Annotated in this window: 10 protein-coding genes; 3 read left to right on the top strand and 7 right to left on the bottom strand. The window is 66.2% G+C overall.

Annotated features, from left to right (window positions below):
• Nucleotides 1–3: 3 nt before the first annotated feature.
• Nucleotides 4–807 (bottom strand): motility protein A, encoded by an 804-nt coding sequence (locus MLG_RS07135; RefSeq protein ID WP_011629141.1) that lies wholly within the window; start codon nt 805–807, stop codon nt 4–6.
• A gap of 409 nt (nt 808–1,216) precedes the next feature.
• Between MLG_RS07135 and MLG_RS07130 the strand changes: the two genes are divergently transcribed.
• Nucleotides 1,217–3,115: a propionyl-CoA synthetase gene (locus tag MLG_RS07130; protein WP_011629140.1), complete on the top strand. Its 1,899-nt coding sequence runs from the start codon at nt 1,217–1,219 to the stop codon at nt 3,113–3,115.
• A 106-nt stretch (nt 3,116–3,221) separates the two neighbouring features.
• On the opposite strand, the gene MLG_RS07125 is transcribed toward MLG_RS07130, so the two are convergent.
• Complete coding sequence (locus MLG_RS07125; RefSeq protein ID WP_011629139.1) at nt 3,222–3,998, bottom strand: M90 family metallopeptidase; 777 nt, start codon at nt 3,996–3,998, stop codon at nt 3,222–3,224.
• A 139-nt stretch (nt 3,999–4,137) separates the two neighbouring features.
• On the opposite strand from MLG_RS07125, the gene MLG_RS07120 reads away from it, so the two are divergent.
• Nucleotides 4,138–5,331: a TraB/GumN family protein gene (locus tag MLG_RS07120; RefSeq protein ID WP_011629138.1), complete on the top strand. Its 1,194-nt coding sequence runs from the start codon at nt 4,138–4,140 to the stop codon at nt 5,329–5,331.
• A 14-nt stretch (nt 5,332–5,345) separates the two neighbouring features.
• On the opposite strand, the gene MLG_RS07115 is transcribed toward MLG_RS07120, so the two are convergent.
• Nucleotides 5,346–6,920 carry a peptide chain release factor 3 gene (locus tag MLG_RS07115; RefSeq protein ID WP_011629137.1) on the bottom strand — a complete coding sequence of 525 codons (1,575 nt, stop codon included), beginning with the start codon at nt 6,918–6,920 and terminating at the stop codon, nt 5,346–5,348.
• 256 nt (nt 6,921–7,176) lie between these two features.
• Here MLG_RS07115 and MLG_RS07110 point away from each other — a divergent pair, with 256 nt between their 5' ends.
• Nucleotides 7,177–7,650: a hypothetical protein gene (locus tag MLG_RS07110; protein ID WP_049753538.1), complete on the top strand. Its 474-nt coding sequence runs from the start codon at nt 7,177–7,179 to the stop codon at nt 7,648–7,650.
• A gap of 75 nt (nt 7,651–7,725) precedes the next feature.
• On the opposite strand, the gene MLG_RS07105 is transcribed toward MLG_RS07110, so the two are convergent.
• Genes MLG_RS07105 through MLG_RS07090 form a run of 4 tightly spaced genes read right to left on the bottom strand, consistent with a single transcriptional unit; the run spans nt 7,726 to nt 13,993 of the window.
• The gene (locus MLG_RS07105; RefSeq protein ID WP_011629135.1) at nt 7,726–8,058 is read right to left on the bottom strand and encodes a copper-binding protein; all 333 of its coding nucleotides are present in this window, start codon (nt 8,056–8,058) and stop codon (nt 7,726–7,728) included.
• 45 nt (nt 8,059–8,103) lie between these two features.
• On the bottom strand, nt 8,104–11,223 hold the full coding sequence (locus MLG_RS07100; RefSeq protein ID WP_011629134.1) for an efflux RND transporter permease subunit: 3,120 nt from the start codon (nt 11,221–11,223) through the stop codon (nt 8,104–8,106).
• Between the two features lie 11 nt (nt 11,224–11,234).
• On the bottom strand, nt 11,235–12,743 hold the full coding sequence (locus MLG_RS07095; protein ID WP_011629133.1) for an efflux RND transporter periplasmic adaptor subunit: 1,509 nt from the start codon (nt 12,741–12,743) through the stop codon (nt 11,235–11,237).
• A complete protein-coding gene (locus MLG_RS07090) occupies nt 12,740–13,993 on the bottom strand; it encodes a TolC family protein (RefSeq protein ID WP_011629132.1) in 1,254 nt (417 codons plus the stop codon). The genes MLG_RS07095 and MLG_RS07090 overlap by 4 nt, the downstream gene beginning before the upstream one ends.
• Nucleotides 13,994–14,289: the final 296 nt, after the last annotated feature.

Here is a 14,289-nt window from a genome sequence, read left to right as displayed (position 1 = left end):
GGCTTAGCGGCTCTCCTCGCCCTGCGGTTCCCCGGTGCGGGCCTCTTCCATCGCTGCCAGCTCACCGCGGGTCTTGGTGGGCAGATAGGCGGTCAGCAGTTCCTCGATCATCCGGGCGTTGAAGCCCTGGCGAATGCAATTGATACCCTCGAGGATCAGCATCTTGTTGGCCCTTTCGTTCTGCGCCCTCAGCTCCAGCTTGTCGGCGATGGGCAAGGCGACAAGCTGGGCGAACATGGCGCCGTAAAGGGTGGTGAGCAGTGCGGTGGCCATACCCGGCCCGATGGCCGCCGGGTCATCCAGATGCGCCAGCATCTGCACCAGGCCCACCAGCGTACCGATCATGCCGAAGGCCGGGGCCGCCTCGCCGATGGCGCGGAAGATCCGCTGGCCCACGTCGTGGCGCTCCACCGACATTTCCAGGTCCTCCTTCAGGACCTTGTGCATCAGCTCCGGCTCAACACCATCGGCGCAGAGCTGCAGCCCTTTGCGGAAAAAGGGGTTCTCCACCTCCGCATCCTCCAGCGCCAGGAGCCCCTTCATCCGCGCCGTCTTGGCCAGCTCTTTGACCTGCAGGATCAGCCTTCGGGGGTCCTCCTCCTGGCGAACGAAGGCGAGACCGGCCACCCGAAAGGAGTTCGCCACGTGGGTGAACGGGAACTTGATCATGGTGGAGGCCAGCGTGCCCCCGAATACGATCAACAGCGCCGGTAGATAGAGAAACTCCCCGGGCGCCGAACCCAAGCCGATGGCGGCAAAGATGATAGTGATGCCGGAGACCAACCCCAACAGCGTGGTTTTATCCAAAAACTGCGCCCCTCCGCGACCGAGTGCAATTCCCTAACCTTCCGGAAGGTTAATGTGCCAATTCAGGATAATAACAGTTTGCGAGACCCCACCCTAACGGTCTAGCCCGATGGACGTACCCCGGGCGGTCCGTCCGTCGACTACGCTTAACGCAAACGAACCGACGCCGGCAAGGCGGCGGAAACCGGGAACATGCCCCTCTATTAACAAAAAATTGGGGTCCCAGACCCGCAGCATTGACCCCGGCTTCACCATAAGTGCTTGTTTTAAGATAATCCTTGGCCACTGCGACGCCGTGTGGTTAAGCTAGCCGGTGTGCCGGGTGAAAGGCTGGGAGAGAACAGGCCGCACCCTGGACCCTTAAAGCAAAAGAACAGCCATAACCGACGACTGATTCGGGAGGAGCAGCATGGGCTACCGCGAGATCCACCGTGAATCCATCGAGGCGCCGGAGCGCTTCTGGCGCCGTGAGGCCGAGAAGCTCGACTGGTTCGAGCCACCGCAGGAGATCCTCAGTCAGGACGAGAAGGGCTTCTACCGCTGGTTTAAGGGGGGCAAGCTCAACATCAGCCACCTGGCCCTAGACTACCACTGTGACAACGGCCGGGCCGATCAGACCGCCGTCATCTACGACTCACCGGTCACCGACACCCAACAGAAGTTCACCTACAGCGAGCTGCGGGACCGGGTGGCGCGGGCCGCCGGCGCCCTGCGCGAGCTGGGCGTGGAGAAGGGCGACCGGGTGGTCATCTACATGCCGATGATCCCCGAGGCACTGGAGGCGATGCTGGCCTGTGCCCGCCTGGGTGCCATCCATTCGGTGGTCTTCGGCGGTTTCTCGCCCAACGAGCTGGCGATCCGCATCGACGACGCCAAACCGAAGGCCATTATCACGGCCAGCTGCGGTGTGGAGTTCACACGGGTCATCCCCTACCTGCCCCTGGTGGACGAGGCCCTCAAGCGCTCCCAGCATCCCCCGGAGAAAACCCTGGTAGTGCAACGCGAGCAGGAGAAGGCGGAACTCAAACCGGGCCGCGACCATGACTGGGACGAACTCTGCAGCCGGGTCAGCCCTGCCGACCCGGTGCCGGTGGACGCCACGGATCCGCTCTACGTGCTCTACACCTCCGGCACCACCGGCAAGCCCAAGGGCGTGGTGCGGGATACCGGCGGCTATGCCACCGCGTTGAACTTCAGCATGGAGACCATTTACGACCTGCATCCGGGCGAGGTCTTCTGGACCGCCTCCGACGTAGGCTGGGTGGTGGGCCACTCCTATATCGTCTATGCGCCGCTGATCCGCGGCTGCACCACGATCGTCTACGAGGGCAAACCGGTGCGCACCCCCGATGCCGGGGCCTTCTGGCGGGTGATCTCCGAGCACCAGGTCAAGACCTTCTTCACGGCGCCGACCGCTTTCCGTGCGGTCAAGAAGGAGGACCCCGAGGCCAAGCTGATGGCCAATTACGACATCAGCTGCCTCAAGAAGCTCTTTGTGGCCGGTGAGCGGCTCGATCCCCCCACCTACGAATGGCTGACCCAGATCCTCGACGTGCCGGTGATCGACCACTGGTGGCAGACCGAGACCGGATGGCCCATCGTGGCCAACCCCACCGGGGTGGAGCTCTTCCCGGTCAAGTCCGGGTCTGCCTCCCTGCCCGTGCCCGGCTACAACGTCATGGTGCTGGACGACAGCGGCCAGCCGCTTCCTGCCGGCGAACAGGGCAACCTGGTGGTCAAATTGCCGCTTCCTCCCGGCTGCCTACCCACCCTCTGGGGCGACGATGAGCGCTTCCGCCGCTCCTACCTGGAGCGTTTCCCCGGCTATTACGACACCTCGGATGGCGGCTACATCGACGACGAGGGCTACGTCTTCATCATGGGGCGGGTAGACGATGTGATCAACGTGGCCGGTCACCGGCTGTCCACCGGCGAGATGGAGGAGGTCATCGGCAGCCACTCCGCCATCGCCGAGTGTGCCGTGGTGGGCATCCACGACGAGATGAAGGGCGAACTGCCCGTGGGCTTCGTGGTGCTCAAGGACGGTGTCGAGGTCGACGAGGCCGAACTGGAGAAGGACCTGGTGCAGCTGATCCGCAACGAGATCGGTGCCATCGCCTGCCTCAAGCAGGTGGCTGTGGTGCAGAAGTTGCCCAAGACCCGCTCGGGCAAGATCCTGCGCAAGACCATCCGCCAGTTGGCCAAGGAGGATGACGTGCCGGTGCCCTCCACCATTGACGATCCCACCAGCCTGGAGGAGATCGGTCGCGCCATGGAGGTGCGCGGTATCGGCCGCCACACGGGCTAACGCGGTGGGTTGATGACGACTGCACTGGGCCCGGAACGGCATAACGCCGGCCCGGGCCCAGTGCCGTCTGGGCCGCAGTTGGACGCGCGTTCCCTGGCCCCCACCCTCAGGGCAGCAGACCGGCCCGCGTCAGTCGGGCCAACGGATCCTGCCGGTAAAAGGCCACCATCTGCTGATAGACCTCCGGGAAGACCTGCTGCACCGGTGCCGGATCGGTGAAGAAGGCCTCGCTGGCGACCGCGAAGAATTCCCCGGGGTTTTCCGCGGCGTAGGCATCAAAGGGCAGCCAGTCGGCCTGTGCCTCGACCCCTTCGGCAAATCGATCCCAGGCGGCGCTGAAGGCGGCCTTCCAGCGCGCGGGGCTCATCTCCGCGTGCAGCGGCGGCTGGCCATTGGCGTCACCGTTGCGCATGTCCAGCTTATGGGCACACTCGTGGACCACGACACTGAACCCAGGCTCGGGCGTGAGCACGTCCTCGGCCGAGAGCACCAGCGGACCGCGCTCCCAGGCTTCACCCACCAGCGGCCCCTCCTCCTCGTGGACCACTCCGAACTCATCCTCCCATACGTGCCGGGCGACGAAACCGGAGGGGTAGAGCAGCACGGTCACCCAATCGCTGTACCAGTCCAGCCCCAGGGAAAGCACTGGCAGGCAGGCCTGTACCGTGACCGCCAGTCGCAGCCGCTCGTCCGGGTCCAGGCCACCGACGCCCTCCCAGGCACGGGAGGCCAGAAATTCGCGGGCCAGGGCCTCCAGCTGCGGGCGTTCATCGGCACTCAGCGCCGGCAATGGCCAACACCGGGCCATGGCCTCGTGCCAGTGCAGGTTATTCAGGGGCTCCCCGGGGCGGCTGCCGCGCCAGAGCCTGTCCAGCCGGAACATGCCGTTCACCTCCGGGCGCCGGGGCGTGCCGGTGTATTCAATGCCATGATGTCATCTTAACCCATGGCCAGCGCCAGGGCTTGGGTTGACCGCCCAGTTGCGGGATAATCCGGCGTCCGCGCCCGCAACCGGAGCATCGATGACCACTCAAGGCCCCAGGCGCACCGTAACCGTCGGTGGCACCACATTCACCCTGCTCGGCACCGCCCATGTCTCCCGCGCCAGCGCGGATGAGGTCCGCACCTTGATCCGCAGCGGCGATTTTGACGCCGTGGCGGTGGAGTTGTGCGACAGTCGCTACCTCAGCCTGACCAATCCGCAGGCCTTGGAGCAAATGGACCTGTTCAAGGTGCTGCGCGACGGCCGCGGCGGGATGGTGGCAGCGAGCCTTGCCCTGGGGGCCTACCAGCAGCGGCTGGCCGAGCAGTTCGGCATCGAGCCCGGTGCTGAGATGAAGACCGCCGCCAAGGAGGCCAAGGCCGCCGAAAAACCCCTGATGCTGGTGGACCGGGACATCGGCGTGACCATGAAGCGGCTCTACCGCAACATCCCCTGGTGGCAACGTTTCACCCTGATCTCCGGGCTGTTTGCCGGCCTGTTCTCCCGTGAGAAGGTGACCGAGGAGGATATCGAACGGCTCAAACAGGGCGATATCCTCGAGTCCACCTTCGCGGAGTTCGCTCAGAGTTCCACCCGCCTCTACCAACCGCTGATCGCCGAGCGCGACCGTTACATGGCCAGCCGCCTGCTGCAGGAGACCGCTGGCCACGACTATGGGAATGTCCTGGTGGTCATTGGCGCGGGCCACCTCAAGGGGTTGGCCGAGGCCTTGGCAGAGCCGGTGCCCGATCCAGCGGCGGAGCAGGCGGAACTCTCGAAGATGCCCCCGCCCAGCCCCTGGCCCAAGCGGATCGCTTGGCTGGTGATCCTGCTGGTGCTCTCCGGCTTCGCCATCGGCTTCTCCCGCAGCCCGGAGCTGGGGCTGCGGCTGGTGCTGGACTGGGTGTTGATCAATGGGGGATTGTCAGCGGCCGGTGCCCTGGTCGCCGGCGGCCATCCGGTGACCGTGGTGGGGGCCTTCTTCGCCGCACCGCTGACCTCACTGAACCCGACGGTGGGGGCGGGCTTCGTCGCCGCGGCCATCGAGATCGCCATGCGGCGGCCCCGGGTGGGCGATTTCCGCAGCCTGCGTCAGTCGGTGACCCGCTGGCGCGGCTGGTGGACCAACCGGGTCTCCCGCACCCTGCTGGTCTTCCTGTTCGCCTCGCTGGGTTCCGCGGTGGGGACCTACCTGGCCGGCTTCCGTATCTTTGAGCGCCTGATCGGCGCCTGAGGCCGCTGCGGGCCTCAGTGCTCGCGGGTGGCCGTGAACGCCACCTCCGGCCAGCGCTCCTCGGCCAGCTGGAGGTTCACCCGTGTGGGCGCCAGGTAGGTGAGGCTGCCGGCGCCGTCGATGGCGAGGTTGGCCTCATTACGGCGCTTGAACTCGGCCAGCTTCTTCTCATCCTCGCAGTGCACCCAGCGGGCGGTACTCACGTTCACCGGCTCGAAGCGGCAGTCGACTTTGTACTCCGTCTTCAGCCGGTAGGCCACCACGTCGAACTGCAACACCCCCACCGCGCCCACGATGAGTTCGTTGCCCAGCAGCGGCTTGAAGAGCTGTGAGGCGCCCTCCTCACAAAGCTGTTCCAGCCCCTTGGTGAGCGCCTTTGCGCGCAACGGGTCCTTGAGCACCACCCGGCGGAAGAGCTCGGGGGCGAAGTTGGGCACCCCGGTGAATTTCAGCGCCTCGCCCTCGGTGAAGGTGTCACCGATCTGAATGGTGCCGTGGTTGTGCAGACCGATGATGTCCCCGGCCCAGGCCTCATCGGCCTGCTCGCGATCCGAGGCCATGAAGGTGATGGCATTGCTGATCTTCACGTCCTTGCCGGTGCGCACGTGATGCAGCTTCATGCCCGGCCGGTAGCCGCCCGAGCAGATCCGCATAAAGGCCACTCGATCATGGTGTTGCGGGTCCATGTTCGCCTGAATCTTGAAGACGAAACCGGTGAGCTTTTCCTCGGTGGGCTCCACCCGCCGCTCCTGCGCCGGCCGCGGCAGCGGCGCCGGGGCGTAATCGACGAAATCGTCCAGCAGCTCCTGCACCCCGAAGTTGTTTATGGCGGAACCGAAATAGACCGGCGTCAGTTCACCGCGCAGGTAGGCGTCGTGATCAAAGTCGTGGCCGGCCTCCCGAATCAGTTCCAACTCCTCGCGGAATTGCTCCGCCTCCGAGCCGAACAGCTCATCCAGGCGGGGGTTGTCCAGACCCTCGATCACCTCCCCTGCCTGGATTCGGCCACCATGGGTGGCGCTATACAGGTGCACCCGTTGCTCCCGCAGGTGGTAGACGCCCCGGAACTGCTTGCCCATGCCCAGCGGCCAGGTCACCGGCGCGCAGCGGATCTTGAGCACCTCCTCCACCTCATCGAGCAGCTCCATCGGGTCGCGCCCTTCACGGTCTAGCTTGTTGACAAAGGTCATGATCGGCGTATCGCGCAGCCGGCAGACCTCCATCAGCTTGATGGTGCGCTCCTCAACACCCTTGGCCGCGTCAATGACCATCAGGGCCGAGTCCACCGCGGTCAACGTGCGGTAGGTGTCCTCAGAGAAGTCCGCGTGCCCCGGGGTATCCAACAGGTTGACAATGGCGTCCTTGTGCGGGAACTGCATCACCGAGGAGGTCACGGAGATACCCCGCTGCTTCTCCAACTCCAGCCAGTCAGAGGTGGCATGGCGGTCCGATTTGCGGCCTTTCACCGTCCCGGCAAGTTGAATGGCGCGCCCGAAGAGCAGCAGTTTTTCCGTCAGCGTGGTCTTACCGGCGTCCGGGTGGGAGATGATGGCGAAGGTGCGGCGGCGCTGGATGTCCTGGGTGCTCATGCGATCGGAGTAACTCAACGGTGAGGCTGGGCGCGCAATTATACAGATCTGGCTGGGGCAGACCTAGCGCCACTGCCGTCTTCTATATTACGGGAAACCCACTGCGGCGAACTCACACGGCATGTTATCCCCTGCCCCCCCAATATTCCGCCGGTTGGCCATCTTGGTCCTGGCTGTGTGCCTGAGCCCGTCTGCAGCCCTGGCTGAGACACCGCAAATCAGTGCTTATGTCGCCCGTTATTCCCCCGAGCGGTTGGTGGATATCATCAGCGAGCCCCCACCCGAGCTGAACAGTGATGCCCACCTCGCCGCCGTGACCTACGGCCATCCCCTGGGGGAGTGGCTGGGGTTTGCCTGGGAGCTGGAGGGCCAGTTGGTCCGTCATTGGGGTGAGCAGCGCCACTATGAGTTCAATGCCCTCTGGGTCGCGCGCTGGCAGCGCTTTCCCTGGGACCGGTGGGTGGATACCCGTATTGCCGGCGGCCACGGGCTGTCCTATGCCACCGAGCGCCCGCCCCTCGAGCCCCGAGCCTCGAGGGAAGACCGTGATTCCATGCGGCTGCTCACCTACCTGATGGCGGAGATGGAGGTCACAGCACCGGGGGCGCAACACTGGAGCGGGTTCCTGCGCATCCACCACCGCTCCGGGGTTTTCGGGGTGCACTCGGGCGTGCGGGGCGGCTCCAACTTTGTCGGCCTGGGCATCCGTTACCGCTTCCCTGGGCCCTAAAGACGAGGTCCCAACAGCGGAAAGGTCGCCCTGGCCGTGGGTGCTGGCCAGGGCGACATCGAGAGAACCGCTCACTCAGTCCAGCGGCTGCAGTTCGATGATTTCGTAGTCGGTCTCCCCCACCTGCTCCAGGGTGAAACGCACGGCATCGCCAGCATGGAAGCCGCTCGCCATTTCCGCTTCCCGCAGGGGCAGGTCCATTTCCATGGCCGGCCAGCGTAGCTCGGGGATCGGCTCGTGGCTCAGCGTCACAGTGCGGGCCTCGGTGTTGATCGCCTGCAGCACTCCCTGGCCTTCAGCGGTCACGGCGCTGCTGCCATGATGGCTGTCATGCGCCAGTGCCGGCACGGCCGCCAGCATGAGGCCGAATGTCAGGAAAAGTACGTAAGTATTGGTCTTCAGGTTCATTTCAGTCTTTCCTCAATGGATTCAAAGGAAGTGCTGGGTGCGCGCTCAAGCGCCCGCCCCCTCCTGATGGGTCTCAGGAAGCCGGTGACGCTGCCAGAGCCAGTAGAGCACCGGGATCAGCAGCAGTGAGACCAGCGGGGCGGTGATCATCCCGCCGATCATGGGAGCGGCGATGCGTTGCATCGCCTCGGAGCCGGGGCCGCTGTCCATCAGCAACGGGGAGAGTCCCAGCACCACGGTCAACGAGGTCATCGCCTTGGGCCGGACGCGCATGACCGCGCCCTCGATAATCGCCTCCTTGAGCTCGCGGCGGTCCCGTGGCCGGTGTTGGTGCACAGCGTTGCGCACGTACATCAGCATCACCACCGCAAACTCCGTGGCCAGCCCGATGAGCAGGATGAAGCCTGCCGCCACCGCCACGGACACCTCATAGCCCAACCCGTAGAGCAGCCACACCCCACCCACGGCGGCGAAGGGCAGCGCCCCCATGAGCATCAGGGCCTCGGGACCGCTACGGAAACAGAGGTAAAGCAGCATGAAGATCAGCACCACGGTGACCGGCACCACGTAGGCAAGCCGCTCCTTTGCCCGCTCCATATGCTCATACTGGCCCGACCAGTGGATGGAGTAACCCGGCGGCAGGTCCACCTGCTCGGCCACCGCCTGGCGGGCATCCGCCACATAGGAGCCGAGATCCCGGCCGCGGATGTCCACCACCACCCAGCCGTTGAGGCGCGCGTTTTCCGTGCGGATCATGGCCGGCCCGTCGACTATCTCCACCGACGCCAGCGATTCCAGCGGAAGATGGGCGCCGTTGGGAGTGACCACCGGCAGTTCGCGCAGTCGCTCCAGGGAATCGCGCCAGTCCTGGGGATAGCGCAGGTTCACCGGATAGCGTTCCAGCCCTTCGACGGTGTCAGTGACCTTCATGCCGCCCACTGCCGCCTGGATGACCGTTTGGAGTTCCGTCACGCTGACCCCGTGGCGCGCCGCGCGCGCGCGGTGGATGTCCACCTCCACGTAACGACCGGTGGCGGTCCGATCGGCGTAGGCCGATGCCGTACCCGGGACGTGCTCCAGTGCCGCTTCCACCTGCTGGCCGATGCGTTCGATCTCGCCCAAATCGGGCCCGGCAATCTTGACCCCCACAGGGGAGCGGATGCCGGTGGCCAGCATGTCGATGCGGGTCTTGATGGGCGGCACCCAGACGTTGGCCACGCCCGGGAACTGCACCGCCTGGTCCAGTTCGCGGATAATGTCCTGCTTGGTCATCCCCTCGCGCCACTCCTCCTGCGGCTTGAAGCGAATGACGGTCTCCAGCATCCCCAGGGGCGCCGGATCGGTGGCGGTATCGGCACGGCCGGCCTTGCCGAACACTTGCTCCACCTCCGGCACCGAGGCGATCAGCCGGTCGGTCTGCTGCAGGAACGCCCGCACCTTGTCGATGGAGGCCCCGGGCTCCAGTGAGGGCATGTACATCAGATCGCCCTCGTCCAGTTCGGGCATGAACTCAGTGCCCAGCTTGGAGGCCGGAATGACCATGGTGGCGGCCACCAGCACCGCGCCCCCCACGGTCGCCCAGGGATAGCGCAGCAGCCCCCGTAACACCGGCCGGTAGCCGGCAATCAGCAGGCGGCTGATCGGATGGCGGGCCTCCGGTCGGATCCGTCCGCGCACCAGGTAGCCCATCAGCACCGGCACCAAGGTGATGCCCAGACCGGCGGCAGCCGCCATGGCGTAGGTGCCAGTAAAGGCCAGAGGCTTGAACATCCGCCCCTCCTGCCCCTCCAGCGCAAAGAGCGGCAGGAAGCTCACGGTGATGATCAGCAGTGCAAAGAAGAGCGGCCGGCCGGTCTCCTTGGCGGCCAGGGCTACCGTCTCCCAGCGGTCGGCATTGGGCGGTGCCCGCTCCAGCCGTTTGTGCAGGTTCTCCACCATGACGATGGCCGCGTCCACCATGGCCCCGATGGTGACGGCGATACCGCCCAGGGACATGATGTTGGCGTTGATCCCCTGCTGCTGCATGATCAGCAGTGCAGCCAGGATGCCGATGGGCAGACTGACAATGGCCACCAGCGCCGAGCGCAGGTGCAGCAGGAACACCAGGGAGACCGCCGCGATGATCAGGAACTCCTGGACCAGCTTCACGGAGAGGTTCTGCACCGACGCCTCGATGAGCGTGGAGCGGTCGTAGGTTTCCACGATCTCCACACCCTCGGGCAGGCTGCCCCTGAGTTCGTCCACCCGCTCCTTGACCCGCTCGATTGTGGCCAGGGCATTCTCACCGTGGCGCATGACCACCAGGGCGCCAACCACCTCGCCCTCGCCGTCCAGCTCGGCCAGCCCGCGCCGGGCCTCGGGGCCGTTGCGGATCTCCGCCACGTCCTCCAGTAGCACCGGGGTGCCCTCTTCGCTGGCCCCCACGGGGATGTGTCCCAGGTCGTTCAAGCCGGTGAGGTAGCCGCGGGAGCGCACCATGTACTCGGCCTCGGCCATCTCCACCACTGAACCGCCCGCCTCGCGGTTGCCGTCCTGAATGGCCTGTCGGATTTGGCCCAGAGTCAGGCCATAGGCGCGCGCCCGGTTAGGGTCCAGCACCACCTGGTACTGGTTGACCATGCCGCCCAGGGTGGCCACCTCGGAGACACCGGTGACAGACTGGAGCTCGAACTTCAGAAACCAGTCCTGAAGGGAGCGCAATTGGGCCAGATCATGCGTCCCAGTGCGGTCGACCAGGGCATATTGGTACACCCAACCCACCCCCGTGGCGTCCGGCCCCAGCGCCGGACGGGCCTCGTCGGGCAGGTCGGGCGCCACCTGGCTGAGGTACTCCAGCACCCGTGAGCGCGCCCAGTAGGGATCGGTGCCATCCTCGAACAGGACATAGACGTAGGAGTCGCCGAACATGGAGAACCCGCGCACGTCCCGCGCCCCCGGCACGGCCAGCATGGCGGTGGAGAGCGGATAGGTGACTTGGTCCTCCACCACCTGGGGCGCCTGCCCGGCATACTCGGTGTGTACGATCACCTGCACATCCGACAAATCGGGAATGGCGTCCAACGGCGTTTGTCGGGCGGAGAACACCCCCCAGGCCACGAAGACGCCGGTGAGCAGCAGCACCAGCAGGCGGTTGTCCAGCGACCACTGAATGATCCGTTCAATCATGCCGGCCCTCCTCAGTGGTCATGGCCCGTGTGGGCGTCGTGATCGGGGGCGTCATCGGTCTCGCCGGTCGGATCGGCCAGCCGCTCGATGTGGGTCAGCTCGTAGACATACTCTTCGTCCTCACGCTCGCGGATGTGGATGATCACCGGATCACCGGGCTCAAGATCCGTCAGCGCCACGTCCTCGGCCACCTCGAAATCCATGGTCATCGCCGGCCAACCCAGTTCCGCGATCGGCTCATGGTCCAGATTGACCTGGCGGGCCTCCGGATCCACGTGGTTGATGCGGCCCTCGGCGGCGACGCTGCCATCATCGGCTTCCGCCGCGGCCTGCAGGCGCGCCAGGCTGACCGTCACCGAGGACTCGGAGTCGATCAGGAACTGGCCGGAGGTGACGATGCGCGCCCCGACCTGCAGCCCCTCGAGGATCTCCAACCGGTCGCCGGCGCGCCGCCCTACCCGCACCTCGTGCACGCGGAAGCGGCCTTCCTCCTCCATCGTCACCACGCGGTCCTGACGGCCTGTGCGGATCACGGCCTCCGCGGGCACATGCAACACCGGTTCGGTGGATTCGCCGTCGATATGCACATCGGTCCACATGCCAGGCTTGAGTCGCCCGTCCGGGTTATCCAGGGTGATCCGGGCCCGGATGGTACGGGTCGGTGAGGCCAGGGTCGGGTAGATGTAGCCCACGCTGCCGACCAACGTCTCGCCGGGCCGGAAAGGGAAGTGGACCTCGGCATCCAGGCCCTCGCGCACCGCGTCCGATTGGTGCTCGAACAGATCGGCGATGACCCAGATGCGCGACAGATCGGCGATGCTCATCACCTCGGTGCCCGGCTGCACGAACATCCCCTCGGCCACATTGAGTGCCTGGACGACGCCGTCCTGGGGCGCCTTCACGGGCACCAGGTTCAGGGCCCGGCCCTGCTGTTCGACCTGACGGATCGCATCGGCGGGCATACCCAGCGCCCGCAGCCGCTCCCGGGCCGGACCGGCGTTACCGTTGCGACGCAGGGTCTGCAGCAACTCATCCTGGGCGCTGACCAGCGCCGGCGAATAGAGCCGGAAAAGCACCTCACCGGCGGTCACCCGCTCGCCGGTGGTGCGTACGCGCAGGTCCTCAATCCAGCCTTCGGTGCGCAGGTGGACATGGGATTGTGCCGCCTCGTCTACCTCGACGAAGCCCACGGTGCTGATTTGCCGGTGGAGCGCACCGCGCTCCACTTCGGCCGTGCGCACCCCCATGTTCTGGACGACCACCGGGCTGATTCTCAGCACGTCCGGGTCATCGTCCCGGCCCTCGTCACCGGCGTAGATGGGGATGTAGTCCATGCCCATCTCATCCTTGCGCGGCTCGTCCGAGCGGATCGTGGGGTTGTGCGGATGCTGGTAGTAAAGGACCTCCCGTTCGCTGCTGCCGCCTCCCTGCCCCGCGGTGCCCCCCTGGTGGAACCACAATGCGCCCGCGCCAAGGCCGAAACCGATCAATAACGCAATGAATAGGCTCACAAACTTCATCGCCGGGTCGCTCCTGAGAGATAGAGGAGTTCCGCCTGGGCCATCCGGCGGTCGGTGGCCACTTGAACGGCATCCAGGTGGGTTTCCAGATAGGTGATGCGGGCCTGCATCAGTGCGGTGAACGCCAGGGTGCCCGCCCGGTAGGCCTGTTCCGCTGCCTCCACATTGTCGGCGGCGTGGATCAGCAGCCGCTCCTCGAAGCGCCGCTCTCGCTCCCGCAGGCGCTGCCAGCGGGCCGCCTGGCTGGCCAGGGCTTGAGTAAGGGTGCGGTGCTGCACCTCGCGGTCGTGCTTGGCGGCATACACCTCGCGCCGGCTGGCGGCCACATCCCGGTCCTGGCGATTGCGGGTGAACAGCGGCAGGTCCAGCACCACCATGGCGGACAGGCGATCCGGGGCATCCATGTCATTGCCGGTGGCCATCCCGTAGGTCAGCTCCACCGACCACTCGGGCCGGTAGCCCTGCCGGGCCAGATCCACTCCCCGGCGCTGGTCGGCCACGGCCAAGTCCTGGGCCTGCAACAGGGGGTGATGGTCAATGCCGTTGTCATCCGGTAGCGCTAGCTCCGGCAGCGCATCCGGCAACGGCCGCCGCGCGGCCTGGGGACCAATCCAGCGGGCTAAGGCCGACTCGGCGTCGGCCTCTGCCGCCCGGGCGGCGCTCAGGCGGTCCTCCAGCCGCTCCAGCTCCAGCTCGGCGCGGATCACATCCTGGCGGGAGACACGACCCGCGGCCAGCGCCCGCTCCGTGATTTCCAGCAATTCTTCGAAGTGACTGCGGTTGCCCTCCAGCAATGCCACGGCCCGGCGCTGGTTGTAGAGCCGCAAGTAGGCTTGACGCACCGCGTTGAGCGCCGCCCGTTCGGCGTCGTCGCCCCGGGCATGGGCCTGGCTCGCCCGCAGACCCCCTCGCTCCTGGCGGAGAGTGCGGGTCTGGCCCCGCGGGAAGGCCTGCCGCAGCCCCACCTTGAACTGGGTCATCTCGTCCCCGTCCAGCCGCGGCCGGTCCGCGGGCACGTCCATCAGCTCGGTGATCAGCAGGGGGTCCGGCAGGGCGCCCGCCGCCACAGCGGCCTCCTCCCGGGCAGCGGCCCGCTCCCGGTAACGGGCGATGGTCGGTTCCTCCTGAAGGGCCATGTTCTCGGCCGCTTCCAGGGTCAGGGCGGGCTGGGCCGGTGCCAGGACGGGCACGGCGGCCAGCAGCACACCAAACAGCAGGCCTTTTGGCCTGCCCGGACTCAAGAAATGCATACGGGTATCCCTCGCCTCAGGGCCCTTCCCGGGCCCGCCTTTATCGGGTGGGTTCGTAGGCGTCCTGCCACCGCCACGGGGTTCGGCAGGACAAGGCGGCGCATGGGCTGGGCACGGTGCACTGATGCACCGCGCTCAAACGGCGTGGCGCCGCCCTACGTTCAGGCGAGAGGCAGTCTGGGAGGTCGGGGCTCTGGGGCAGGAGCCCGGGATGGCGACTGCCCGATGGACAGCGCGGTCAACAGCGGCAGGGGTGGGATGGGCTCGGCCGAGTCGGCGGCCAGTACCGATACACA

This window comes from Alkalilimnicola ehrlichii MLHE-1, assembly GCF_000014785.1.
GTDB classification, from domain to species: domain Bacteria; phylum Pseudomonadota; class Gammaproteobacteria; order Nitrococcales; family Halorhodospiraceae; genus Alkalilimnicola; species Alkalilimnicola ehrlichii.
This window is presented reverse-complemented; position numbering and strand designations above follow the sequence as displayed.